Annotated in this window: 18 protein-coding genes and 5 pseudogenes; 16 read left to right on the top strand and 7 right to left on the bottom strand. The window is 55.2% G+C overall.

Translation table 11 applies throughout. From position 1 onward, the window contains the following. The first annotated feature begins 39 nt into the window (after positions 1-39). From AC0L3S_RS34880 to AC0L3S_RS34865, 4 genes are all read left to right on the top strand, one after another. A complete protein-coding gene (locus AC0L3S_RS34880) occupies positions 40-1,011 on the top strand; it encodes a glycosyltransferase family 2 protein (protein WP_473284289.1) in 972 nt (323 codons plus the stop codon). 182 nt (positions 1,012-1,193) lie between these two features. Continuing rightward, the gene (locus tag AC0L3S_RS34875; protein ID WP_473284287.1) at positions 1,194-2,639 is read left to right on the top strand and encodes a GMC oxidoreductase; all 1,446 of its coding nucleotides are present in this window, start codon (positions 1,194-1,196) and stop codon (positions 2,637-2,639) included. Between the two features lie 4 nt (positions 2,640-2,643). Then, complete coding sequence (locus AC0L3S_RS34870) at positions 2,644-3,078, top strand: hypothetical protein (protein ID WP_473284285.1); 435 nt, start codon at positions 2,644-2,646, stop codon at positions 3,076-3,078. A 101-nt stretch (positions 3,079-3,179) separates the two neighbouring features. Then, positions 3,180-4,283: a glycosyltransferase gene (locus AC0L3S_RS34865; RefSeq protein ID WP_473284283.1), complete on the top strand. Its 1,104-nt coding sequence runs from the start codon at positions 3,180-3,182 to the stop codon at positions 4,281-4,283. Positions 4,284-4,313: 30 nt separating this feature from the next. Here the strand turns inward: AC0L3S_RS34865 and AC0L3S_RS34860 are convergent, their stop codons facing one another. Further along, positions 4,314-5,063 (bottom strand): metallophosphoesterase family protein, encoded by a 750-nt coding sequence (locus tag AC0L3S_RS34860; protein WP_473284281.1) that lies wholly within the window; start codon positions 5,061-5,063, stop codon positions 4,314-4,316. A gap of 1,003 nt (positions 5,064-6,066) precedes the next feature. On the opposite strand from AC0L3S_RS34860, the gene AC0L3S_RS34855 reads away from it, so the two are divergent. From AC0L3S_RS34855 to AC0L3S_RS34840, 4 genes are all read left to right on the top strand, one after another. Then, entirely contained in the window at positions 6,067-8,319 is a 2,253-nt protein-coding gene (locus AC0L3S_RS34855; RefSeq protein WP_473284279.1) for a polysaccharide biosynthesis tyrosine autokinase, read from the top strand. 90 nt (positions 8,320-8,409) lie between these two features. After that, a complete protein-coding gene (locus AC0L3S_RS34850; RefSeq protein ID WP_473284277.1) occupies positions 8,410-9,045 on the top strand; it encodes a hypothetical protein in 636 nt (211 codons plus the stop codon). 200 nt (positions 9,046-9,245) lie between these two features. Beyond that, positions 9,246-9,458 (top strand): hypothetical protein, encoded by a 213-nt coding sequence (locus AC0L3S_RS34845; protein ID WP_473284275.1) that lies wholly within the window; start codon positions 9,246-9,248, stop codon positions 9,456-9,458. A 1,388-nt stretch (positions 9,459-10,846) separates the two neighbouring features. After that, positions 10,847-11,521, top strand: a complete 675-nt coding sequence (locus tag AC0L3S_RS34840; protein ID WP_473284273.1) for a sugar transferase — start codon at positions 10,847-10,849, stop codon at positions 11,519-11,521. A gap of 625 nt (positions 11,522-12,146) precedes the next feature. On the opposite strand, the pseudogene AC0L3S_RS34835 reads toward AC0L3S_RS34840, so the two are convergent. After that, positions 12,147-13,309 (bottom strand): annotated as a pseudogene (locus AC0L3S_RS34835) (IS3 family transposase); the annotation flags it as partial. A 253-nt stretch (positions 13,310-13,562) separates the two neighbouring features. On the opposite strand from AC0L3S_RS34835, the gene AC0L3S_RS34830 reads away from it, so the two are divergent. The 4 genes and pseudogenes from AC0L3S_RS34830 (at position 13,563) to AC0L3S_RS34815 (ending at position 15,468) form a co-directional block, all read left to right on the top strand. After that, positions 13,563-13,718, top strand: coding sequence for a hypothetical protein (locus tag AC0L3S_RS34830; RefSeq protein ID WP_473284271.1), 156 nt, complete (start codon positions 13,563-13,565; stop codon positions 13,716-13,718). A gap of 150 nt (positions 13,719-13,868) precedes the next feature. Further along, a pseudogene (tnpB, locus tag AC0L3S_RS34825) lies at positions 13,869-14,192 on the top strand (IS66 family insertion sequence element accessory protein TnpB); the annotation flags it as partial. Positions 14,193-14,250: 58 nt separating this feature from the next. Continuing rightward, positions 14,251-14,432, top strand: a pseudogene (locus tag AC0L3S_RS34820) (integrase core domain-containing protein); the annotation flags it as partial. Between the two features lie 400 nt (positions 14,433-14,832). Continuing rightward, a complete protein-coding gene (locus tag AC0L3S_RS34815) occupies positions 14,833-15,468 on the top strand; it encodes a transglutaminase-like cysteine peptidase (RefSeq protein WP_473284269.1) in 636 nt (211 codons plus the stop codon). 7 nt (positions 15,469-15,475) lie between these two features. On the opposite strand, the gene AC0L3S_RS34810 is transcribed toward AC0L3S_RS34815, so the two are convergent. Both AC0L3S_RS34810 and AC0L3S_RS34805 read right to left on the bottom strand, forming a co-directional pair. Continuing rightward, positions 15,476-16,783 (bottom strand): O-antigen ligase family protein, encoded by a 1,308-nt coding sequence (locus AC0L3S_RS34810; RefSeq protein ID WP_473284267.1) that lies wholly within the window; start codon positions 16,781-16,783, stop codon positions 15,476-15,478. 139 nt (positions 16,784-16,922) lie between these two features. Then, the gene (locus AC0L3S_RS34805) at positions 16,923-18,026 is read right to left on the bottom strand and encodes a polysaccharide biosynthesis/export family protein (RefSeq protein WP_473284265.1); all 1,104 of its coding nucleotides are present in this window, start codon (positions 18,024-18,026) and stop codon (positions 16,923-16,925) included. A 693-nt stretch (positions 18,027-18,719) separates the two neighbouring features. Between AC0L3S_RS34805 and AC0L3S_RS34800 the strand changes: the two genes are divergently transcribed. Continuing rightward, positions 18,720-18,974: a hypothetical protein gene (locus tag AC0L3S_RS34800; protein ID WP_473284263.1), complete on the top strand. Its 255-nt coding sequence runs from the start codon at positions 18,720-18,722 to the stop codon at positions 18,972-18,974. Between the two features lie 25 nt (positions 18,975-18,999). On the opposite strand, the gene AC0L3S_RS34795 is transcribed toward AC0L3S_RS34800, so the two are convergent. Then, on the bottom strand, positions 19,000-20,196 hold the full coding sequence (locus AC0L3S_RS34795) for a hypothetical protein (RefSeq protein WP_473284261.1): 1,197 nt from the start codon (positions 20,194-20,196) through the stop codon (positions 19,000-19,002). 1,061 nt (positions 20,197-21,257) lie between these two features. On the opposite strand from AC0L3S_RS34795, the gene AC0L3S_RS34790 reads away from it, so the two are divergent. Continuing rightward, positions 21,258-21,533 carry a hypothetical protein gene (locus AC0L3S_RS34790; protein ID WP_473284259.1) on the top strand — a complete coding sequence of 92 codons (276 nt, stop codon included), beginning with the start codon at positions 21,258-21,260 and terminating at the stop codon, positions 21,531-21,533. Positions 21,534-21,734: 201 nt separating this feature from the next. On the opposite strand, the gene AC0L3S_RS34785 is transcribed toward AC0L3S_RS34790, so the two are convergent. Beyond that, complete coding sequence (locus AC0L3S_RS34785) at positions 21,735-21,968, bottom strand: hypothetical protein (protein WP_473284257.1); 234 nt, start codon at positions 21,966-21,968, stop codon at positions 21,735-21,737. Between the two features lie 696 nt (positions 21,969-22,664). After that, positions 22,665-22,835, bottom strand: a pseudogene (locus AC0L3S_RS34780) (sugar phosphate nucleotidyltransferase); the annotation flags it as partial. A gap of 265 nt (positions 22,836-23,100) precedes the next feature. Here AC0L3S_RS34780 and AC0L3S_RS34775 point away from each other — a divergent pair. Further along, a pseudogene (locus AC0L3S_RS34775) lies at positions 23,101-23,354 on the top strand (transposase); the annotation flags it as partial. Positions 23,355-23,553: 199 nt separating this feature from the next. Continuing rightward, positions 23,554-23,898, top strand: a complete 345-nt coding sequence (locus AC0L3S_RS34770; RefSeq protein ID WP_473284255.1) for a hypothetical protein — start codon at positions 23,554-23,556, stop codon at positions 23,896-23,898. Positions 23,899-24,133: the final 235 nt, after the last annotated feature.

Genomic DNA, 24,133 nt, shown 5'->3' with positions numbered 1-24,133 from the left:
TGCGAAGGAAAGATCCTTTACTCAGAAGAGATGTTTTGCATGATGTCCGTAAAAGCCGAGAACCCCGCCGAGCTGCTCAATGTTGCAATCCTGATACCTTGCTACAACGAAGCTACCACCATTGGAGCAGTCGTTGCGGACTTCAGAAAGGCGCTGCCGAGCGCGCACATCTTCGTGTGCGACAATAATTCCACGGACGCGACGGCGGCCGTGGCCCGCGAGGCGGGCGCTTGCGTCAGCTTTGAGCGGCGCCAAGGCAAAGGGCAAGTTGTCCGCCGTATGTTCGCGGATATCGAGGCTGACCTCTACATCTTGGTCGATGGAGACGATACTTACGACGCCTCTGCGGCGCCGCGCCTGCTCGAGGAAATGCTTCGAGACGGCTATGATCTTGTGAATGTTGCGCGTGAGACGGAGGTAGTGGCGGCATACAGACCCGGACACCGCTTTGGAAACATGCTTCTGACCCAGATCGTACGGATCGTGTTCGGGCGGGAAACTACGGATATGCTCTCCGGCTATAAGGGGCTGTCGCGCCGATTTGTGAAGACCTTTCCCGCGCTGTCGGCGGGATTTGAGACAGAGACCGAGCTTACAGTGCACGCGCTGGAGCTTCGGATGCCGATTGGCGAAATTATCGCAAATTACAGAGAAAGGCCCGAAGGTTCCGTAAGCAAGCTTCGGACGTATCGAGACGGCATGCGAATTCTCCTCTTGATCGCACGCTTGATCAAGGACGAGCGGCCTCTTCAATTCTTTGGTTCTTTGGGTATCATCATCGCGTCGGCTGGCATCATATTCGCTATTCCAGTCATCGTAACCTATTTCGAGACAGGACTGGTGCCCCGGCTACCTACAGCGGTTCTTAGCTCAGGCTGCTTCGTGCTCGGCGCGCTTAGTGTTTTGGCGGGCATAATTCTCGATGTCGTCACCAAGACCCGTCAGGAGATAAAGCGACTTTCCTACCTTTCAATGCTACAATTTGGACACGCACGAACCAGGAAGAATTGATACAGTGTTTGCCTGTTGCCGAATTTTTCTTGTCTAACGGTAGACCATGCGATCTTAGCCTACAGTAGTTGATGTTTGCGGGTTCACTGGATTTTCGCCGCCGCAAAGTCAGAGAGTGGTGAACCTCAGATCTAATATTTACTGCGCGTCCGACACCACGGGAGGGCGTCCAGGAGGTGGTAATGCCTTTCGTCCGACCAGAAAGCTTATTGAAGAGTTACGAGACGATAGTCATCGGGTCCGGTTTCGGCTCGTTCTTTTTCCTGCACAACTACTTAAAGAAGCCTCGCACAGGGCGTATCCTGCTCATCGAATGGGGTGCTTACAAAACGCACGATTGGCAACTCAAGAACAAAGCCAACTCAATCTTCGAAACCGAAAAGCTTTATACCCGCGGCGAAGGTGAAAAGGCTTGGCATTATTCGGTCGCTTTTGGCGGAGGAACATGCTGCTGGTGGGCACATTGTCCGCGTAATCATCCGAACGATTTCCGGCTGAAATCAAAGTACGGAGTGGGCGTTGATTGGCCTTTCTCCTACGACGACCTTGCACCCTACTACCACGACGCTGAGCAGATTATGATGGTCGCTGGCCCGGACGACATTTCGATGCATTATCCGGGCGCAGGCAACTATGTCCAACCTGCCCATCGAATGAACGATATCGATCGAATTATGAAAGCAGCGCAGCCGGACATGCATTTTGTGATGCCAAACGGTCGCCTCAGCCGCCCCGTTGGTTCTCGGAACTCCTGTTGCGGGACGGACAAATGTTGGTGGTGCCCCGTCGAGGCCAAATTTACGGCTCTGAATACGATGCAGCATGTGATCGAGCATCCCGACATCGATATCTGCACCGAGTCGAAAGTCCAATACATCAATGTCCAAAACAACGTCGCAAAAAGCATTCGCTTTACCAATGGGGAACGAGAATACGAGGTCGCCTCCGATCTGCTTGTCTTAGGCGCAAACGGCATTCACAGTCCGTTACTGCTGCTAGAGTCTGGCTTCACTCATCCCCTAATTGGCAAGTACTTGCACGAGAAGATTGAGTGTACGGTTGAGGCCTTTCTGGATGGAATCAACAACTTTGGAGGCAGCACTATTACAACCTGCATAAATCTTTCGCTGCTGGATGGACCGCACAGACAAGAGCACGGAGCAGCGATGCTTTATTTCGAAAACCACTGGCACTATGGTCTCCGGCCTGAGCCGGGACGCTGGAGACAGGTTCTACCCATCACTATCTCGGTTGAAACGCTTCCAGAACTTGCGAGCACTGTCACACCGGGTGCAGACGGTCGCCCCCATGTATCGCACCCGGATCAGTCCGAATATGGCCGCAAAGGCGTCAACGCTGCACTTGCCAATCTGCCGAAGGTGCTGAGCCCGCTTCCGGTTGAGCGGATCGAGGTTCGTCAGATGGACGCCGTGGCCGTGCACCTCCAGGGAACCTTGCGGATGGGAAGTGAGCCCGCGGGAAGCGTGGTCGACGCAAAGCAGATCCACCACAAGGTCCGAAATCTACTGGTTGTGGGTTCCTCGGTGTTTCCAAGCTCCGGCTCTGCTCCTCCAAGTCTCACGGTTGCAGCTATGTCACTTCGAGCCGCAGATTTATTGTCGAGCTAGGTAAATGACCATGCTCTCCCGTCGATATTTTTTGGGTGCAGGAACCGCATTTGCCACTGCTCTCGGAAGCGGCCTCTACGTTTGGTCTCACGGATCGGAGTTTTTGATCGGCCAAATTCTGGCTCGTCGACTCCCTGGGGTAAAGCTCGATAGCGCCAGTGTCAAAGCATTGTCGCGCGACGTTCTGGAGGATCGTTTCCATTCCCTCGGTCGCAAAATAGCCCTTCAAGGTGGTGCCATCGCGGCCCGCGTCGTTGGCGTCGACGCGCTCTCGCGGCTCGAATTGACCGCGGTCCAATTTCTTCAGCTAGAGCGCGTTGTCGTTACGCTATTCATTCTAGGCTCGGACTACCTTAGCCTCACCAACCCGAAGTCGGACGTTGCCAAGTACCAAGGCATACCGGACGTTTGTCCCAATCCTTTCGCAGAATACGACTGAGATTTAGAAATTTGAAATGCAAAGGACTTCAAGGGGAAGAGCTTATCGGCCCCTTCGCTTTGTACGGGGCGCCCTGAGAGGGACCGAAAAATGAGCTCGGAATGAAGGTTGCTATTGTTCATTACTGGTTGGTTGGAATGCGCGGCGGGGAACGAGTCGTCGAGGCGCTATGTGACATGTATCCCGAGGCCGACATTTTCACCCATGTCTACGCGCCGGAGATGATTTCGGACAAGATCCGAAGGCACAACATCATCCCGACCTTTATTAACGCACTGCCACGCGCCTCCCGCATGTACAAGCGCTACCTTCCCCTGATGCCCCTTGCACTGGAGCAGCTCGATTTGAGGGGTTATGATCTTGTCATCAGCAGTGAATCGGGGCCCGCTAAAGGCATTATTCCTGACGCGGAGGCCCTTCATATTTGCTATTGCCACACGCCGATGCGCTATATCTGGAATATGTACGCCGACTATCGGAACAGCGCCGGCAAGCTTACCAAGTTGTTGATGCCTCCGCTTTCCCACTACCTGCGAATGTGGGATGTGACTTCGGCTGCACGCGTGGACAGTTTTGTCGCAAACTCAGCGACCGTCGCTAGGCGCATACATCGCTATTACGGCGCGGAGGCTACAGTAATACATCCGCCAGTAGACACTGATGCGTTTTCGATTGCAGCGTGTTCCGAGCTTCAGGACTATTATTTGATGGCCGGCGAGCTTGTCAGTTACAAACGGCCCGATCTCGCGGTCCAGGCGTTCAATAAAATGAAGCTGCAGCTTGTTGTAATTGGCGGCGGCGAAATGTTGGATCAAATCCGCAACATCGCCGGCCCTACTGTTAAAGTGATGGGATCGCAACCGTTCAGTGTTCTGAAACAGCATTATGCGCGCTGCCGCGCGTTGATCTTTCCAGGCGAAGAAGATTTCGGGATGGTTCCAGTCGAAGCGATGGCGAGTGGACGCCCCGTCATCGCGTTTGGACGAGGCGGCGCCACAGAAACCGTCCTCCCTAATTTATCAGGCGTCTTCTTCAGCGAGCAAACAGTCGAGGCAATTGCATCGGCTGTTAGATCGCTTGCTGACGTGTCCATCGACCCACAGAAGATCGCAACGCACGCAAGACAATTCGGACGAGAGCGATTTTTCCAGCAAATGCAGGCTCACATCGACAGTCTCGTGGCGAAGCGTGGCGCGTTGCGTTAAAATACACCTTGCACCACTGTCTTGATCGTATCAGGTGCTGATCACTTGCAGGGATGTATCCTCAATGATCAGACAACTCAGGTGACCTGTTGCGAATGCCCCGGTATCAATATTGATCCGGTTTTGGCGGATTTCGACCTCGGCGGCCGGCGTATGCCCGTGTACGATGATTTTTCCAAAGTCGGCAGTTGACGACAAAAACTCCTCGCGTATCCAAAGTAGATCGCTTTCTTTTTGGCCCGACAATGCGACGCCTGGTCTAATTCCGGCATGAACAAACATGAAATCGCCGCAGGAGAATGAGCTTCTTAGATCCCTAAAGAAACCAAGATGCGACGGTGGCAAAGCGCTATGAAATGCCGCCTGTAACTCGACGATTTGCCTTGCGTTGTTTGGTGCGGCGTGCTGGATCCCATAGGAATTCAAGGTCTCCAGTCCACCTAGGCGCATCCACTGATCAAATAGACCGCGGTCGCTCAAACATCTCATCGCAATCATCTCGTGATTGCCTTTCAGAAACACCGCCTCAGAACTTTCCTTTAATTTGATAAGCCGATCGATTGTTGCGCGCGACGAGGGACCCCGGTCGATGTAGTCTCCCAGAAACACGTAAATCGGTCTCATCGCAGGTCGGTGGACAAGATCAGCATCAATCCTTGCAAGCAGATCGTCAATCAGATCTCGCCTGCCATGAATGTCCCCAACAGCGTATATTCTCGTCCCCGGCGGCAGCGACGGGTGGTGGCCAGGGACTTGCAGTTTTCCAATGCTAGACGTCACCCGCAACTCTTACCGGTCACCACACGCTGCATTCCACAGCCATCGAAGACGAAACCCTACCACAAACCGCGTTCAACCGACCTTCAATCCGGCGCGTCCGGTTGGAGGCTTTCTGAACAAGCCGTGAGCAACCTCTGATCGATCTTTTGGTTAAGGCCGGACATTGCTGAATACCTTGTAAATTCAAATGGTTGCTCGGCGGCTACGGAAGGTGTTCGCAATTCGGTCAGACATTCGCCGCACAGTAGTTGATACAGGAGACCGTTCAAGGTACTCTTAAACAGAACGTAATTTCCGATTTGAAACAATTGGTTGGAGTATTTCGATGAGTGCGCGTTTGGCAGTTGCGCTGTTGATTGTGTCGTTTGGCCCAGTGCAGGCAGCATGCATCAATCCGCCGGTCGCGTCTCAGTTGACAGATCAATTCAAGGTCAATCCAGAGGCCTTCGTGGCGCCAAATTCCGATACTCGTACAATTGAAGCGTATGTAAGGGATCTAGCCGGTACCGATGCCTCCCTTGCTGCGGGCTTTGTTCAAGTTGCAGAACGAACTGTTCCGCGATTCCGCACGGCAATTGCAGCTGGGTTGGCGCAGGCGGCCATAGCATGTGAGACCACCGATCGGTCGGCAGCATTGCTTATCCAGCAAGCGGTGGCGAATTTTCCTGACGGGCCGTTTCAGGCTGCCTTCGCTGCAGTTGCGGGAGATCTTTCCACGGCGGCTACTTCTGCCGCGGGTGCTGCCGCAGCAGGTTCGGCCGGCAGCGTAACAATTGTCAACCCCGTCGCATCGAATGCGAGAGTTTCGCTCCCCGGGGGCGGAGGCGCTGTCTCAGGCCTCGTCCAGATCACGAGCCCTTCGGGAGTTGTAGTAACAAATACACCTTCGAACGCTCTCGGTATATCAAGCGTCGTCACAACTGCAGCTGGATCGGTCAGTCCAACCGAGTAGACTGCGACCGTGCCCGATGACGAAACCGGGAAGCATCGCTAAAGGAGTTAAATGAACATCGCTGGTCAATTCCCCCTTTCTCCGCTAGCTGATGGCGATTCCAATTCCGGCTCCGTTTCTATGCTGCAGATTCGAGACTTTCTCAGTCGCGAATGGCGCATCATTGCTCTCGCCACGGCACTTTCGATTATCCTTGGGGCGGTTTATGTTTTCGTCTCGCCGTCGCGGTTTACCGCCCAGGCCGACATGATCATCGATACAAAAAAGGTGACTTGGACGCAGACTGAAATGGCCTCCGAGAGCCGCACGCTTGAGGACGCTTCTGTAGAGAGCGAGATAGAAACCACGAGATCCGAGAGGGTTGCCCTTTCGGTGATCCGTAGACTGCACCTAGACGACGACCCGGAATTCGTTGGGACAGCGCAAAGCCTCGTGCGACGCGTCTTATCGATCTTAAAACTTCAAGGGCCACAAAAGGCGCTCTCGAATGAAGAGAAAATGCGCCAGGTTGTTGGCGGGGTAAAGGACAATTTGCGGGTAGTCCGCCTCGGAAGAAGCTACATCGAGCAAATCGCTTACACATCTCTCGATCGGAACAAAGCGGCCAATATCGCAAATGCCTTTGCCGAGGCTTACATCGAAGATCAACTCCAAGCGAAGTTTGAAGCGACCCGTCGCGCCAGCGTGTGGCTAGAACAAAGAATAGGCGAGCTTCGGCAGCAGGCGAGCGACGCCTACAGAGAGGTGCAGGACTTCAAGTCAAAGAATGGTATCATCATCGGTCTCGATGGTAAGTTGGCGAGTGATGTCGAACTCGACCAATTGGGAATAGCGTTGGCCAAGGCCCGCGCCGACACGAGCCAAGCGCGTGCGAAACTTGACCGCATCACCCGTGTGCTCGAGCAACGGACGGAAAAGGAGACCTTTAAAATACCGGACCCCATCGTTACGGACGCGCTCAGCAATCCCGTCATAACGAAGTTGCGGCAGCAGTACCTTGACGACCAGAACAAGGAATCGGAATGGAGCGCGCGCTACGGGCCTGATCATCAGGCCGCGAGGAATCTCCGTGCCGAGATGGCGGCTCTACAACGCGCAATTTGGGACGAAATTTCCCGAATCGCCGAAAGCTACAAGAGCGAGTTGCAAATTGCGAGGAGTCAGGAAGAAGCAATCGATAAGCGAATGACCGAGGTCTTCCAAGCCTCTTCCGAAACAAGACAGTCGCAAGTGCGTTTACGTGAGCTGGAAACTGCCGCCAATACATATCGTGGGATCTACGAGACTTTTCTTTCTCGCTTCACTCAGTCGGTACAGCAGCAATCGTTTCCCTCAACGGAAGCTCGCGTCGTAACGTTTGCAACTCCTCCCGGAAGCCCAAGCTCGCCTAAGGTTAGCTTAACGATTGCTTTGGCAGCAGTATGCGGCCTGGCGCTTGGATTGATAGCAGCGTTCCTGCGAGAGCAGATGAGCCGCCAGATCTACACCCGAGCTCACCTCGAAAAGCTTTTGGGAACGAGCTGCTTGGCCGTGTTGCCGGCGATAGCTGAGAAGCGGTCGGGCCTTAGCAAGCTGCGGTCGGGAACAGAGTCCGGAGCGTTTCGTAGAATTAACGAAGTTGCGCCATTTTCCGCAACAGCCGAGGCGTTGAGATATATCAAGGTTGCCATCGACCTCCACCCAACCGGAGGAAAGGTGATCGGGATGATCTCCGCGCTGCCCGGCGAGGGTAAGACTACGGTTGCGGCAGCATTCGCGACTTTCGTGGCAAAGAGCGGCGCGCGCGTCCTATTAATAGACGCCGACATGCGCAATCCGACCATGACAAGAACGCTTGGCTACTCAAATGCTTCGGGCCTGCTCAATTTGGTCGCAGAAGGCGAGAAGTTCGAGAATTTGGTAATTACCGATTGCCGATACAAGTTTGACTTCTTGCCTTCCTCAACTCGCGTCAAACCCTCGAACAGCGCCGACATCGTAAGTTCGTCCGCAATGAAAGAGGTGTTGAACGACGCGCGGAAGAATTACGATTATATTCTGATCGACCTGCCTCCGGTTCTGCCCGTGGTTGATGTCAAGGCTGCGGCCCATCTTCTGGATGCATTCGTCTTAGTCGTCGAGTGGGGCAGCACGTCAACGGACGAGGTCGTCAAAGCTGTTGGCGCCTCGCCTATAATCTCGGAACGACTGCTAGGTGCGGTACTCAACAAAGCTGATGAGGCAGTGATGCGTCGGTTCGAGGGATATTCGGATCGGCACTATAAATACTACACGGATGAAAAGGTGACGACCGAAGCTGCCTAGATCGCAAACACTGTGCACCGAACTTCAAACTCATCAATTTTTCTACGAACCTCAATCGTAGTCTTTTGCTGCTTTGGCTTGATATGGGGCTTGGTCAGCTTCCCGGAGGCCGAAGCATCCTATGAATTCAGGGAAATCGAGCAACGGCTGCTCCGCTCTGAGACGTTCTCCGAAGAAGTGCTGAGCGCGCCCCTCGAGAGGGCCATGGCTCAACACTTGAGCGCCTGCAGCACGCGCGTACAGAGGGCAATCGTTCTCATGGCGATGCCATTGGCTGATGCCGCCTTGAGATCGGGCGCAACCGCCGAATTCGATCGGCGCATAGGGATCGTTGAAGATCGCGCCCGACACATTCTGAGTTGTTCACCACGCGATGGTTTTGGTTGGCTCGTTTTGTTCAATCTCCGTCTTTTGCGCGCTCTTCTGGATAAACCCACGTTCGACTTGCTCGCGATGTCCTATGAGACTGCGCCAAACGAAGCTTGGATTTCGGTTCGCCGGAATCCGGTATCGCTGCCCCTCGTGCTCTTGGCACCGGATGCCGTTCGTGAGCATATTTTCCAGGAGTTTCAGCAACTGATCCGCCACGGATTTGTCGATGTCGCTGCTCAATCCTACCTACGATCCTCCGCACCTATTCGCGATCTGATTAGTTTGCGCATTCAACAGCTCGATGTCACCCAGCAGAAGAAATTTTCCGATGCACTGCAGGGCACGCATCGCTAATGAGGGGACTATAGTTCTACCGGCCGGGCGTTCGATGACGACTTGTCATATTCGAGCTGTTCTCGTAGCCTCCGCGCTTTCCGCATCGCTAGGTCGCAGGGAGTAGGCGTTCCGTTCGATTTTCTCCTTACTTGCGTAGGAGCAAGGGAGGCCTGCGAGCCGACGGTCAGAAGAATTTGTCTTTCGTGCAAAGACGCAAGATGTTTCAAGCCGCTGAACCGAGCACGACCATGCAGAGGAAAGCGGATAATCTCGCAATCAGCAATCCGACCGAGCGGCCTGGCTGGCCTGACGATATCATCGCAGCGACGAAGGGATTGTTGGAATTTATCGGGCGGAACGAACAACAAACCGGTGATTTGCGGCAGGCCTCGGGTGGCCGCTGGCCTTGGTCAGTCAATGGGATCATATGAGGAAGGAGCAAAATGCACTTACCGACAGAAAGTAATGACTTTCTTGGATTAACCAGGGGCCTCGATCTATGCTACTATTCTTTGAGTAGATAACGCTGTTGCAGCTTAGCAACCGCTTCAGATAACAACAGATCGCATTTTGTTCGCTCCGCCCTGCCATACTGCACACCGGTCAGCGTCCAATTTGGTTCCCCGCGTTTTCGGACCGCCTGTCGACCGACAAAAACGCCAATTAGGCCCTCGCAATCTGCACCCCGGTCCCTCACGGCCTTCAGAATGAACGATTGAAGTTCATCCGCTGGCAGCACCTCGCGCTGCTTTATTTCAGATCTTAGGCTCATGATCTGGGTAGCTTTCTTGGTCGTGAAGTCATTTCAATGACCGGAATGTGCACGAAAATACACAATCGTTGATGCACGTTATCCATAGTATAGCCGACTGTGACGGGCGGCGCCTACATCGACACCCTGACTTGACGAGTTAACCCAGCCGGCTTGATTCGGTAAATAGAAGTCCGGCGTAAGTTGCTCCAAAGCGGTACACAACGTCGGAGACGAGCCTCAATTGATTGATTTTAGACAGGAAGCCCAGCTCTAACGTGGCGAAGGGCGGTCTCTCGGTTCTAAGGCACAGAAGTCGAAGAGTTCCCCAAGTCTTGGGAAGGGCGTGCTCCGCCTTCGCCAATGCAACAAGCCGAGACGGCGATTCGGAAATAACCAACAAATTTGCCGCCGCCCGTTCGCGCCAGGCGTAATGGCCAGCAAGCGCCACCTCGAGCACATCACACATGAGCGCGGTCGGATACGTGTGACCACGGTCTTCGATGAAGCGAAATCTCGTTCCGGGTTCCGGCAAAGATCGCTATCGACCCATTTAGATGTCGCGCTCGATGCGGCCGATCGGTCTCCTAGCGCAGCCAGACGGTCTCCAAAGCCTGATCCGCCAAAGCACGCCCGTCCTATGGAGCGAGGTCCAGCGCGCTGATGCTACCTCGCTGGACAGCGGGCGCTGTTCTTTAGTCTCGGTGTCCCGAGATCAGGCTGGTTGCCAAGCGCGGCCCGGCGATTTTTATGAAAGCGCTTCACGGTTCGTAAACCTATGCCTGGTCCGTGCGACTAATGCAAAGAGGGTTAGCACTTTCGAAACCAGCCCGGTTTTTGGCCAGCCCTCCGCCCGGGTTATGGGCAGTTGAAAAAGGCGGTGAGAAATGGTTAATATTGCGAAACGATTGCCAATTAACTTAACAAAAGGTTGCCCAGATTAAGGGCTTGCGCGATTTGTGCATCGCGAATTAACTTGATAAAGTAGGATTAGAGCTAAAAAAACGTAAACATATATTGAAATGAGCCCTTTCGGGATTTTAGGAAGTTGTTCTCGGAGTTATTGAAATGAACAGTTTGGCTGATACGGGAACTGAGGCCCAGTTTACTTCCGAGCGATTGGCCGGCCCTATTGGTTACTCCACTAAGAGAATAGCAGACATCGTTTTGGCGGTATCTGGCTTGGTACTGCTGGCACCTCTGCTAGTGATCTGCTTCCTGGCAACCATTCTCACCTCGTCCGGCCCCGCGCTATTTCGTCACAAGCGCGTTGGATTCAACGGAAGACACTTTGGTTGCCTGAAGTTCCGCACTATGGTGGTGGATGCTCCCGAGCGATTGCGTCAATTGCTTGAAAGCGATCCCGCTGCTGCCGCGGAATGGGCTGCAAACCGAAAGCTCCGGTACGATCCCCGTGTAACAGCTATCGGCGCGATCCTTCGTAAATCAAGCTTGGACGAATTGCCTCAGCTATTTAATGTTCTTAAGGGGGACATGAGCATCGTTGGCCCCCGCCCGGTGACTGACGAAGAGCTCGAACGGTATGCCAATTCTGTAGGTGCTTATCTAGCTTGCCGCCCGGGAATTACTGGTCTTTGGCAGGTAAGTGGCCGCAGCACGACCACCTACAATAAGCGAGTTGCCTGCGACACCTTCTATGCCAGGAATTGGTCCGTGAGCTTGGACATGAAGATTCTGATTGTCACCATTCCCTCTCTTCTGGTTTCCGATAGCGCCTATTGAGACATTTGCTACGTGAGCATCTTGCGAACAGGTTCTCTCCGCAGTGCTTTTGGGGACTAGAGTCGCATCTGAACCGCAACAAAATAGTCATGTAGTTGAAAGCGATTGAGACCTTTACGTTAATTTTGTGTTTGGATTGCGCTGTTTGCGATCGGTGGCTAGCAATCGTCAGCGAACCGGCGCTAGGAATATGACCAACCTTCAACGTCTTAAGTTGCATAACCCGACGAGCAAGCCTCGATCCGAGTCAAACCAGCTCCGCCAAAGGATCGTGATCGGATCCCTTTCTGGACTGATTGCCTTGGTTATGATCCTATGGTTTGGGATATTGGGATGGGGTGCCATTGAAGGCCTGAAGTGGTTGGCCGCTTGGCTCAAGGACTTTTATTAGATGCCGTAATGGGCCGTGTAATCAAAATCGGTCCGCGATGTGCCCTTCTACCGTCGAGCGCCATCAGTCTACCGGCCGGTAGATATCATTTCCGTGCTGGATTTAATGGCAACGTTGCGATATTCGCAACTGGGCAGGACGTGTCCTCGGCTCGATCTCGTACGTAGAAGCCTCCCCGGTTTTCACTTGACCTTGCCCCCAGGTTTTATCCAGTCCTGAGTTCGCCCGTGCCGTTGGATATTGGCCCGGTTGGGCGGTGGCAGCGACGGGAGCTGGCGCGGAGCCTTCGGCATAGCGCAGCGCCAGATCCCGTCGCGGGTGGCAGGTCATAGCGAACTCGGACGGGGTTCTCCATCCGAGCTGCGAGTGTGGTCTTGTGTCGTTGTAATCGGCCCGCCAGCATCCAAGTATGACGCGGGCTTGTGCCAGTGACGTGAACAACGTCTCGTTCAACAGCTCATCCCGCAGCCGGCCGTTGAAGCTCTCGATGAAGGCGTTCTGCATGGGTTTGCCCGGCGCGATGTAGTGCCATTCGACACGGCTTTGGTCGGCCCACACCAGGATGGCGTTGCTTGTGAGTTCGCTGCCGTTATCGCTGACCACCATCCTGGGCTTGCCGCGCTCGATCATCAGCCGGTCCAGTTCCCGCGCCACGCGAATGCCGGAGAGCGAGGTGTCGGCCACCAGCGCCAGGCACTCGCGGGTACAATCATCGACGACGGTCAGGATCCGGAAGCGGCGGCCGCAGGTCAGTTGGTCCGACACAAAGTCGAGCGACCACCGGTCGTTCGGCGTCATCGGAACCAGCATCGGCGCCCTGTTCCCGATCGCCCGCTTGCGCCCACCACGGCGGCGCACCGTTAGCTTCTCCTCCCGATAGAGCCGGAACAGCTTTTTATGGTTGATCAGATAACCCTCCCGCCTGAGCAGAACATGTAGCCGCCGATAGCCGAAGCGGCGGCGCTCCTGGGCGATCGCCCTCATGCGTTGGCGAAGGCTGGTATCGTCAACCTGGGTCGTCCGGTATCTCATGGTCATGCGGCAGCAGCCGATGGCTTTACACGCCCGCCGTTCGCTCATCCCATGGGCATCCACCAGATGAGCGACAGCTTTCCGCTTCCCCGCGGGCGTCACCACTTCTTTCCCACGAGATCCTTCAGCGCCGCATTGTCCAACATGGGGTCTGCCAGAAGCCGCTTCAGCTTCGTGTTCTCGTCTTCCAGCGACCGCAGTCGCTTGGCCTCCGAGACGTCCATCCCGCCGAACCTGGCCTTCCATTTGTAGATGCTGGCATCGCTGACACCATGCTTCCGGCAGAGATCGGCGACCGGAACCCCCGCTTCGTGCTCCTTCAAAATCCCGATGATCTGTTCTTCCGTAAACCGCTTGCGCTTCATCCTCTGGTCCTCGGCTTGGGCCAGAACGAACTTCAAACTGGATTAAGCTCAAGGGGCAAGGTCACACTCAGCCATATGCGCGTAGACCTTCCTGGCGTAGAAAGGGGGTGCATCGGGCTGGACCTCGCCCCCGGGCTTCTGGCTCAAGTCCAGCACCAGAGCATGAAGCGTAAGCGTCGTTCCGCTCCCACCTTCGCGCGGCACATGGGATAGGCGAGTTCCACGATCTCTTTGAAAGGATCGGCTTGTGTCTATGCTTGACCATACGCTTAAATCGGACGTGACGGCGCGCCGGCTGGAAGTGATCACGGAGACGGGACGCCGTCGTTGGTTCCCCCAGGACGACAAGGCCCGGATCGTCGAGGAGACCTGGTCCCGGGGCGCCGTCGTTTCCGAGATTGCCCGGTGACACGGGGCTGACTCCACAACAAGTCTTCAATTGGCGCCGGCAAGCACGCCGGTTGCCGACGCCGATGGCTGACGATCCGCCGTTTGTACCGGCGGTGGTAGACACCTTGGTACCGGCCGTGGCTGTTGGCCATGAGCGTAAGACAGCGCGATGCAAGGCCAAGCCCAATATGGAGGGCATCTAGATCGAAGCGGAGGGCGTCACTATCCGGGTCGGCCGAGGCGCGGATGTGGCGGTGATTGCGGCCATCGTCCATGCGCTGAAGGCAAGCCGGTGATGGGCCCGTCCGGAACTGTCCGGGTGATCGTGGCAACCAAGCCGGTCGACTTTCGCAAGGGAACGGAGGGGCTTGCCACGTTGGTTCGCGAGCACATGCAGGCTGACCCGTTCTCGGGTGCTGTTTATGTGTTCCGTGCCAAGCGCGCTGACCGGATCAAGCTGATCTTCTGGGATGGTACGGGTTTGTGCCTGTTCGCCAAGCGGCGTGGCGCGGGGACTGAACCGGCTTATGATTTGAGCGCTGCAGGCGAGGATGGTGGTCAGCGACAAGGGCAGCGAACTCACCAGCAACGCCATCCTAATATCGGGCCGGCCAGCGCCGTGTCGAATGGGGCACTACATCGCGCCGGGCAAACCCATGCAGAGAACTTCAACGGCCAGCTGCTGCATGGGCTGTTGAACGAGACGTTGTTTACGTCACCTGCACAAGCCCGCGTCACACGTTGACTATAGCGGGACAATCTGCGCATTGCCTCTCCTTCATTCTCGCTGCGCAATTTTACCGGGAAACTGTCGGTGACTACCGCAAAGCCGCCCATCCGCTACGCGCCATTGGGTCGAGGTACGCGTCCGGCGGCTTTGCTGTACAACATCTCGCCGCGGCACGACCCAGCACGCGTGGGTCACGACCTACCACGCTTGGCACCGAAGTTGCTTTTATTTTGCTCAAAGCAAACTCCGCCCCTCCGACCGCCCCATGTTGAACGATCTCGGCAGCTGACGAACACGATTCCTTAACTTTGCTTCGATAACAGGAAAGCTATTCCTGCAGCGGAATTTGCACGATCGCCGCATTTAAGCCGATCGCGCCTTATCGGGTCTAGCGCGAGGCGTCATGGTAAAATACCTGTTCCTGCTCTACGCAATTTTGGCGAGCAGCATGTTTGCGCCCCGCGCAGAAGCAGGTCACCGCGCCGTCTATCAATCGAATGGAAATGTGCGGGTCGCGGAAACCTCACCGACTCTCGCGCCCTTTCAACATGTCAGGTTTTGTCTGCGCTATCCATCCGAGTGCATCACAAATTCGACGGACCCCGAAAACATTGAGTGGAACGATGGAGCGGCTGAACTGCTCAAGGCGGTCAATACCTCCGTCAATGCTTCCATTGCCCCCCAGGTCAAGCTTTACGGAGCCGATCTCCGCGACGGTTGGACAATCGCGCCGCTGAGAGGCGACTGCAACGACTACGCGGTTACGAAGCGTCACGAACTTCTTTTAAGCGGCTTGCCGGCGCGCGCACTGCGGCTCTCAGCGGTCAGGACGACTGCTGGCCTCGGACACCTGGTCCTTGTCGTCGCAACAACGAAGGGCGACTACGTGCTGGACAATCTCACGGACGCAATACGCCTTTGGAAAGAGACAGACTACCAATGGCTCAAGATTCAATCGTCAGCAGATAGCAGGTTCTGGAACGGCATTAAACCAGCAACTGTCGAAACAGTCTTGGCGGCGGCCCATTCTTTTGAATAGCCGACCGCTAATTTGCTGGCGCAGTAGAGATGCGACGCTTCGCCCCATATTGCCTATTGAGTTCGGTGGAAACAGAGGCAAGCCCGGCCCCTAGAACGATGCCAAATACAATGAGAAAGCCCGGAACCTGCAGCGGAAAATCTATCATGGAGTGCAGGTAGCCCAAGATCGCGACTCCCGCAGTCGCAGAAACCACCCCTCGGTCGGGGCCTTGAGCTCTCATTCCGCCGCGAAGGAGTATCAAGACCGAAGCGATGGCGCCGACGAGGACTGCTCCGGCAACAGGAATTCCCATTTCAACCGCGATCTCCAGAATCGTTGAGTGCGCATATTCCCAAACACCCCAACTGTAGAAGTCTGGAGGTCGCAATGCAGGGAACAGATCGCGAAAGGTCCCTGCGCCGGCGCCAAGGAATGGCCGGTTGCGTATCGCATCTACGCAAAGTCCATACACGCGCCAACGGGCATCATCGAACAAGCCCTGACTACCAATCCTGCCTGTCCGGCTAAGAAGCCATGAGCCTGTCAGCAGGGCGGCGCCACTGGCCGAAAGATACCAAAGGCGCCCCCCTCCCCGATTAACCGCCATAATCCCGATTGCGACGAAAGCTCCAGCACACGAGCAGATCAAGCCGCCCCGGGAGCCGGTCAGTAGCAGCGCGACGAAGCATGTCAGCGAAGCCACCGCTCGACCGAGAAACTTGATTGCAAAGTCTTCATTCGATCGATGCAACAACGCCGCGCGAAACGAAAGAATTTCCAAGGATTCGAATGCTGCAACCGCGGGGCAGCACCACAGGATCATGCCTATGCCCATAAACGCCGCCGCGGTGTTGTGGTTGATGAAAGTCGCGGTGAGACTGTCCTCGTAAGCGTTCTTAGGGGCCCACAACACCATGTTCGGGGTCAGGAAAAAGGCGAGAAGTCCATAAATTGCATAGAGCAAAACCGTGTACTTCACGACGCGAAAAAGAATTGTGCGCCGACGCACCGAGGTTCCCACGAAAAAGCCGTTGACGAAGGAGGTCACCATCAGAAGGAGGTGACCGACTGCCGCAAATGGAATCTCAGCACGGCTTGAGATCCTCGCGTGGAGATCAAGCTCAAGCAGACTGCTGGCGCGTTGCCATACGGGATCGGTTAGCCTGTGGTCGCTAATTGGAAGAATTTGCAAGGCTGCGACGAGAGCATAGAAGCCGCACAGCAAGATAAAACCCAACAATATCCTGCTCTGGTCTCGGCCCAGCCGCTCGAATGAACCGCAAAGTGCGCTTGAGGCAAGTAAAAGTGTCCAGACCACGACCCAAAACGGCACCACTGATCCGAAGAACAAAGGTGCAAACACTAGTGTGAGGAGCGTCCCTCCGAGTTGAACGCTCCTCAGCGCTTCTGCGGGTACCGCATGTCTCAATCGACGTCTTGTTATCCCGGCTTCGATAGGTCCAACCTTCAGCCTACCATCTCGTTTTGACAGCGGCGTTAACGTTTGTTGCAGCATTGGCCACCGCAGAAGTCGTGGCCGCCGTGTTACTCACGAGCGTCAGCACCTTGTAGTAATCGACGACTTTTGCATTCGCGACATACATGACGTCTTTGGAGCGCATTTGGAAGCCGACTGCTAGTAGCATTCCGGACGGATCGCGCATGTTCAAATGGTAGATAGTCGGAATACGATCATAAGAGAACCTTGTCGTGTCGACGCCGAGCTTTTCTAAGACATACCGCTCTTCGTAGCGATACACGAACACTTCGCTAGGATCCGACTGCTGGTCGTTTAGGCCGCCCGACTTGCCGATTGCTTGCGCTAACGTCAGCGTCTCGACATCGAACGAAATTTCCGAATTGAAGCCAAAGACGTTTTGGTTGAGTGCTCCCAGCGCGGTGAAGGACGGAGCCTCGTGGGTAATGAAGATCACGTCGTTCGGTCGAATGAAGATATTCTCGGCAGGGTCGTGGACAACCCGACTAAGCAATACCCGAACACGCTTTCCGTCCCGCTGCAGGGTGACATAACTTTCGATGGCCTCAAATTTCGGCCCACCCGCACGAGCGACCAGCGCCAGCAGTCGCTCACCGACGCTGTTCAACGCCAAGACGCCAGGCGTATTTACGTCGCCAAGCACGCTCACGACGCTTGAGTGCTGCTGATTGAGACTTACGACCACTTGAGGCTCGATGGCCCGATTTCGAAGCCGAGCAACGACTGCCTGCTGAATTTCAGGTATTGTGCGCCCGGCAGCAGGAATCTCGCCGGCGTACGGTACTGAGATACTTCCCTTCTGATCAACCGCTTGCGCCGGCAGATCGACAAAGTTGCCTGGACGCGCACCAGCCGCCTGACCAGGTGTGAAAAGACCACCTGGCGCAGCTTCGAATATAGAGATGTTCAACACATCGCCCACGCCGACAACCTGGACCGGCTTTGGCCGTTTGTCAGGAAACATCCCCTTGAAGGTGATGAGGTCGGGTTGAGACAGAAGGCCGATCGTGTCCGCGCTTACGTCGACGAGAACATAGGGCAGAGCTGAAGCAGAACGCACTCCTGCGGTCGCATTCAAAGCAACGGACTCGCTGGTCGGCCCCGTTCCGGGCAGAAGCATGCACCCCGGGAGAGCCGCTCCCGCAGTAAAAACAATTATTGCGGTGCCAAAGCGTCGCACCGCATGAGACATCTTTACCCGACGCGACAACAACTTAATACCAAGCCCGCTCACGCGCCTAGCCCGGATCGCAGTCGTTACTGACGGTTCAATTCTAGTACTCAAGCCCGTCGCCCCCAAAAAAACCGACCGTCCGTCCGCTTAACCACAATCGCTCTTGCTCGACCCGCCCTCGCGATCAGCCTCACGAACCCTACTCGGCGACTCCCCGATATCAAAGCGCCGACTGGCATATCCCCGCCGACTTTTAACGATCAGTTGCAATCGCGCCACACCTCCCGACGCCTCGGCGGTGAAACGATCGCCCACTCCAGCCCGCAGTCCCAAAAGAACCGAGCCGAATCACCAAAGGCGCGGAATGCTTAAACCAGCGTTGATAACGGGCAGTTTCCCAGCTCAGGGCTATTTTTTCGGATCAGCGTGATCTACTACTGAATTAGAGTTGATTCGCGCGCAGAGAATCGAGCATTAAGTCCCGAGCTCAAGCGAATCTTAGTAGCCAAAATATTAACCTTTCCTTTCGCAATATGCGTGGTCCCGCGCCTGCACACCGGCTGCGCGCGGCATTTGCTGTGACCGAAAGACATCGGCATGGGATACGCCGTCTTCACCTTAGGCTTGCTTGGATTTGCGGTCGGCTCGGCCTTCCGCCTGAGGGGGCTATTGGCTATCCTTGGGCTATTGCTGCTCGGCTCGATCCTCTTTGCGGCTTTAAACGGCTTTGGTTGGCTCGACACCGCTTTGACGATTATGATCGTTCAAACAATCGTCCAAGGAGCCTACTTCCTAGGTCTTGTCGCCCGAGCGCTCCTAACCGGTACCCATGGGGCCCGGCGCGTCTTTTGAGCGTTGGGTTTGCTATATTGGCTCATCATTTCTGCTTTGGGCATTCAGAATAGAACGTCCCATTAGACGCGTCTGTCCGCTCCAGACACTGAGCTGAATCGGTGATCATTCCGGCCACGGTAAAATCATACCCCTTCTCCCCAAGAGCGAGCAGATATCTCCCCGGGGGAAGTACGAAATCCGGATTTTCAGCCTGGACGAGCAGCATCTCCACATTTCCGGGGATTGGCCGGACGCGGAATTCGTATGAAACATTCCTTATGTTCCACGCATCCGATATCGGCGTAAACGCTGGCTTTCCCTTCGGATCGAATGTGAGAGCTCGCGAAACCCGCGCCACGACACGGATATCTACACGGTCGGGCGCATTGCCAACCAAGTCACGACGGAAAACCACGAATCTCGTCTTTCCGTCGGGTATAGTCGTTTTGCTGGCACTCATGACAGGAGTGGACATCGCGATGCGTTTGTCCGGTACACGTTCTCGCAACGCATACAGTTCGCTCAACTTTCGATCGTTGAGGGCGTAGACACCATAATCAGCAGGTAGGGGGAAATCAGGCACATTAGACACAGGAGCCTGTAGCTGCGGAGCAGCCACCGATACACGGCTGGTCTCTTGCGGAAACGACGACTTGGGAAGAGAGTAGCCAAATGTTTCGACCAACGCCGAACGAAGGTCAGTATCCCTGCTTAGGAGGATCCCACCCGCAACCGCTCCGCAAAGCGACACCCCCACAAGGAAAGGCAGTCCCACGTTAGTCCATATCGATCGGGCTCGCACCTCGATTGGAGGCTGGACTTGATACCGCAGATTTGGGCGTGCAGGCACGAGGACAAGGTCGTCTGCCTCGGGGGCCAAATGCCTTGCGGTCGCGATCGATGTCGTTTGTGGCGTCAATATAGGCGGAGCAAGTTCGTTTCCGGGAGAGGAAGGCTGGGAAAGAAGGCTCTCACTTTCCCCATAACGCCGTGAAAACTGTTCGACCCCCTCAATTGCAGCCTCAAGCGCCGACGAAATCTGCTGTCTTTCAGACTCGCCGGCCCAGGACGTGTCCGTTTGCAAGCGCGCACGCGCAAACTCGTAAACGATAGCGCGAAGCTGGGAAGGCTCCTCCTTCACCGAACTGATCATTCGCGAAAGAATCAACGCGAACTCAATCTCTTTGGCCTGGGCTACGTCCAAATCTCGTCGCTCAACGTTTGGAGGTTCGTGGTTCATGAGGGAGTCGGATTGGATCAGCTACCCTATTACACCATGCAATTCGTTGAAAAAAAACGTTTTTTTTTTGCAGAGGCCTATCAATCGCTCGTGGCGATAAGTCCGTAGGCGTCGCGCGCACCTTCGGCGGTGGCGAAACCGACCGATGTCATAGCAATTTCTTTGCGAAGTCGTTGGCGAGGGTTTATGTTTCAAGCAACGAACGATCGGATGTTTCGAATGAGGATCTCGGCATGTCAGTCACACCAAAAGTTGCTTTCATTGTATTTGCCTTCGTCATGATCGGAGCGTCCGAATCTGCTTCAGCACGTAGTGCCACATATCCCCTAACCCGCTGCGGACCAGATTTGTTATATCTGTGCCCAATCCGGGGTTATTTCGACGCCCCTCCGTTTCACTACAATTTAGCTATACATCCCGGTTGCATTAGGAACGTTGCTGTAGAGACCCCGCAGGGCGTCGAGCGTCGCCGAGCGGTCGTTTGCGGAGCTCCGACAAGAAGCATGGTTTGGTGGTAGCCTGGGTGGCACCGGCCCGACCTGTGATCAAAGCTTCATCGTCCGTTGCCGATGTTGGTCGAGCGGGCATTACCGGCCGGGGGCTGCGTCGGGGCATTATTTATGCCCCCATTATTTCGTGGGCCTTGATTGAGCGCCCTTGGTGAGGCGGTTCCTCCATCCCTTACCAAGTTGCCGTACATGTCGCGCTGATTTGAAACACCTGACTGAGCCAAGGCGATTCCAGTCCAGCTCACCGACAGGGCTATTGCACATACCAATCCAAGTTTCATGCGAAATACTGCTTTCCAATTTGGCTGCTGATTGGCCCCTCGGAAGGAGGCGCTCGGTAGAGTGACGCGCTTTCGTACCAACTTGATATTGCCGAGCGCAAGCTCGACACCCAAAGTGGACCGCCTTAGTTTGCCCACTAGATCTATTTTAAGAGGTTATTCAAGACGTAATCAAGCTCGCGGCGAGGCATCTTGTCCTGCTACCGGAGAGCGGTCATCTGAATTTCGCTCGCATCGGGAATAAATAAAATTGAGAGCGGATTACTGCGCGATGTCAGACCAGCTCTCGGTTGCTACCGACCAAGATGCAACAGCTGATTGCGACAAGGAGAAGGTGATTATGGATTGGGTACTTTTTGTTTCGCTTCAATGGATCGTGCTTGGCAGCCCAACGCAGCCAACCAGTCAGCAGATCCAATCGTTCTCCTCTGAAGAGTTGTGTAACAGGGCCGCAGATGCAATTCGGAACGAAATAAACGCGCCGCTACCCGCTCAGCGGGCCCAGACGCTCGGACGCGTGGTTTGCGTATTGCGCAAAGAAAAATGAAATCTCCAAGCAATTGCCTGCGCTGGCGCCTTTTGCCACCAGTCCTCGATCAATTCCTGGCGGTTCTTAAATTGAATAGTGAGGTCCGCAATCGGTCGTTGTTCAAATGGTATTGAAGGATCTTGCAATAGCAACCGCTCCTTACTAGTGCATCCTCCTCCCGGGCAAACCGATAAAACTGGAAACGGCGGTAGCTTGGCATCACGTGCTGAAAGCCAAGATGGGCCAGCCAGCTGAGCTGGAGAAGTTCGTTAACGGAAAGGTCAACACGTGTTTTCCCCTCCGCGGGCGCTTTTCTCCGTACTCCAGCACCATGCCCTTTGCGCCACTGGCTTCGCCAATCTGGTCGCCGAATTTCGAAAGCTCCGCATGACGAGGATCAAACGCACTGCCCACGATGGGCCGCCTTTTCATCGGAGCAGCCTTGACGGCCAACACCGCCTTCTCAACACGAAAGGTCTTTTCCGACGGCTTCGCAGTGAGATCTAGCCCCCGTCCTATTTCTTGAATTGCTTCCTCAAAACCGCGTTGCCTTCCAACTTCAAGATACGAACGTGCGCAAGACATCGCGCTGAAACCCTACGTGAAGATCATTCCACCCAGCACCAAGAGAAGTTCCATGGCCACCCACCGTTATCAGTTTTAAGCGAACGATCGTTCGAATTCAGTAGGGTTTGGTGATCCCAGATCTTGCCCACTCCGGTTGATGATCTGCATATTTTTTGGGAGCGTTGTGGGAAATTTTGAGCGGACGATGTCCTAGTTAGGACATATCCGCCAAGTCATACTAACGAATGCGTCCCTCGATTCTTATCGGGCGCACTCCTAGCGGCTGAGAAAGTGTCCGTCCCCATGTCATCGTTGTCTCCATCAGACCCACAAGATGCTGAGGCTGACGTGCCTGAGCGCTCAAACGCGCTATTAGGGGAGTTTCGCGGTGGCCTACTGACGATTGGTTGGGCAACGGCGGCGACAATCGCAACGTTCGGCTGGCTGTATTTTATCATCCGGTTGATTGCGTTCGTTATCGAGTGGGTTTTGCAGTAATTTGTGAGTGCATCGGAAGGGATGATACAGCCGAAGAAGCATAGGGCGACGGGATCGAACGCTCTTTCCGGGCGCGGCTGGACCCAGCACCATGAAGCGGTAGGACGCACCGATCGGGCGATCGAACAGCGAGGCCTCCGAGACGCGCAATAGCGTGTTCTGAAAGGTCGCGCGCGTGCCGAACAACGGCAGGAACTGCTTGGGGCGCACCTCGCGCGAAGCCGGCCACAGCCGCGTTCCGGCACCGCCGCACATGATCAGAGGGATAATGCGTTTGTCGTTCCGATACCAGATGACAAAATAACGAACTCCGTGCGCGATCGGCGTTGACGGTGCGAAGCCGGTGTCGCGAATGATGTCGCTCCGTACTTTCGTCACTCCGCCGCGAGTTTCACGTCCGACGCAGCGGCGCGGACTTCGGCGTCGACCTGGGCTTCAACGCCTCATCCGCTGGCCCAGCCTGTTTCTGCGCCAATCCTCTCGGCTCTCACTGCCGCGGTTCAGACCGTCTGAAGCCCAAGTTCTTCACGGACGACTCGATGGCGTCAGCTTCCGGATCTATGTCGAGAAGGTTCTCCTGCCGCCCCTCCGTCCCAGTGATATCGTCGTCCTGGACAATATCGGCAGTCAACGAAGCAAAGCCGTGCGCCAGCTGATCCGCTCCGCCCCAGCCACCTGTTTTTCCTGACCGAATATTCACCCGACCTGAACCCGATCGAACAGGTTCTTGCCAAGCTCAAACGTCTGCTCTGCAAGGCGGCCGCACAAGCAAGGGCAATCCGTCTTTAACGGCGAACAGCATCCATGCGCCGGAAATAGCCCAAGGCTCGCTAGCTCTCGCGCGGCAGATACCCTTGCCGGTGCTGACAAGTCCCGGGGGACACCAGATTCCCACAGAGAGTATCGGCTTGAGTTGGCTTAGAGTAGCTGCTGTTCTAGGTTCTCTTTTGGAAAATCAACTATGGAATAGCATGTGAAACGGATTCTACAGGTCGTCTTCTATGTTGCGGCTGCAGCCACACCGCTGCCCGCGTCAGCTGAGGTTTCGGTTGCCGATGCAATCGATCGTTACCGACTCGGCGACACTGCGATGTTCGCCTTCATCGCAGGAAATCTGAACGCCTGGATTTGGGCCAATGCAGAATTGGAGCACCGCGGCCAGACGAAGCTTTTTTGCGCCCCACCGTCTGTCGATCTAAGTGTGCGCCTGCAGGTTGAGATTACAAAAAACCATATCGCCCGCGTCCCGGCGGACGGATCACGATCGGCTGGCTTCGTAATGCTTCAGAGCCTTTCGAACGAGTTTCCGTGCAAATGAAGTCGCGCTGTCGAGGAACCGCGATCAAACTATGCTCCGTCCGTTCGCGAGATCGCTATTGTTACACGATCATTGCGCTATGCGCCGGAAGGAACGCCTCTCGACTGACGAGCGTCCTGCTTCGTTAAAACAAACGAAGTTGCGTGTTGTATGCACTATGAACCGCCCCGGGTTTGCCGGAGGCTCCAACTCCTGAGAGGATGGAGCCATGACAAGCAAGACGACGAACAAGTTT

This window comes from Bradyrhizobium sp. Ken01 (genome assembly GCF_055807355.1).
The sequence above is the reverse complement of the archived record's forward strand: the minus strand, read 5'-3'. Positions and strand labels throughout refer to the sequence as shown.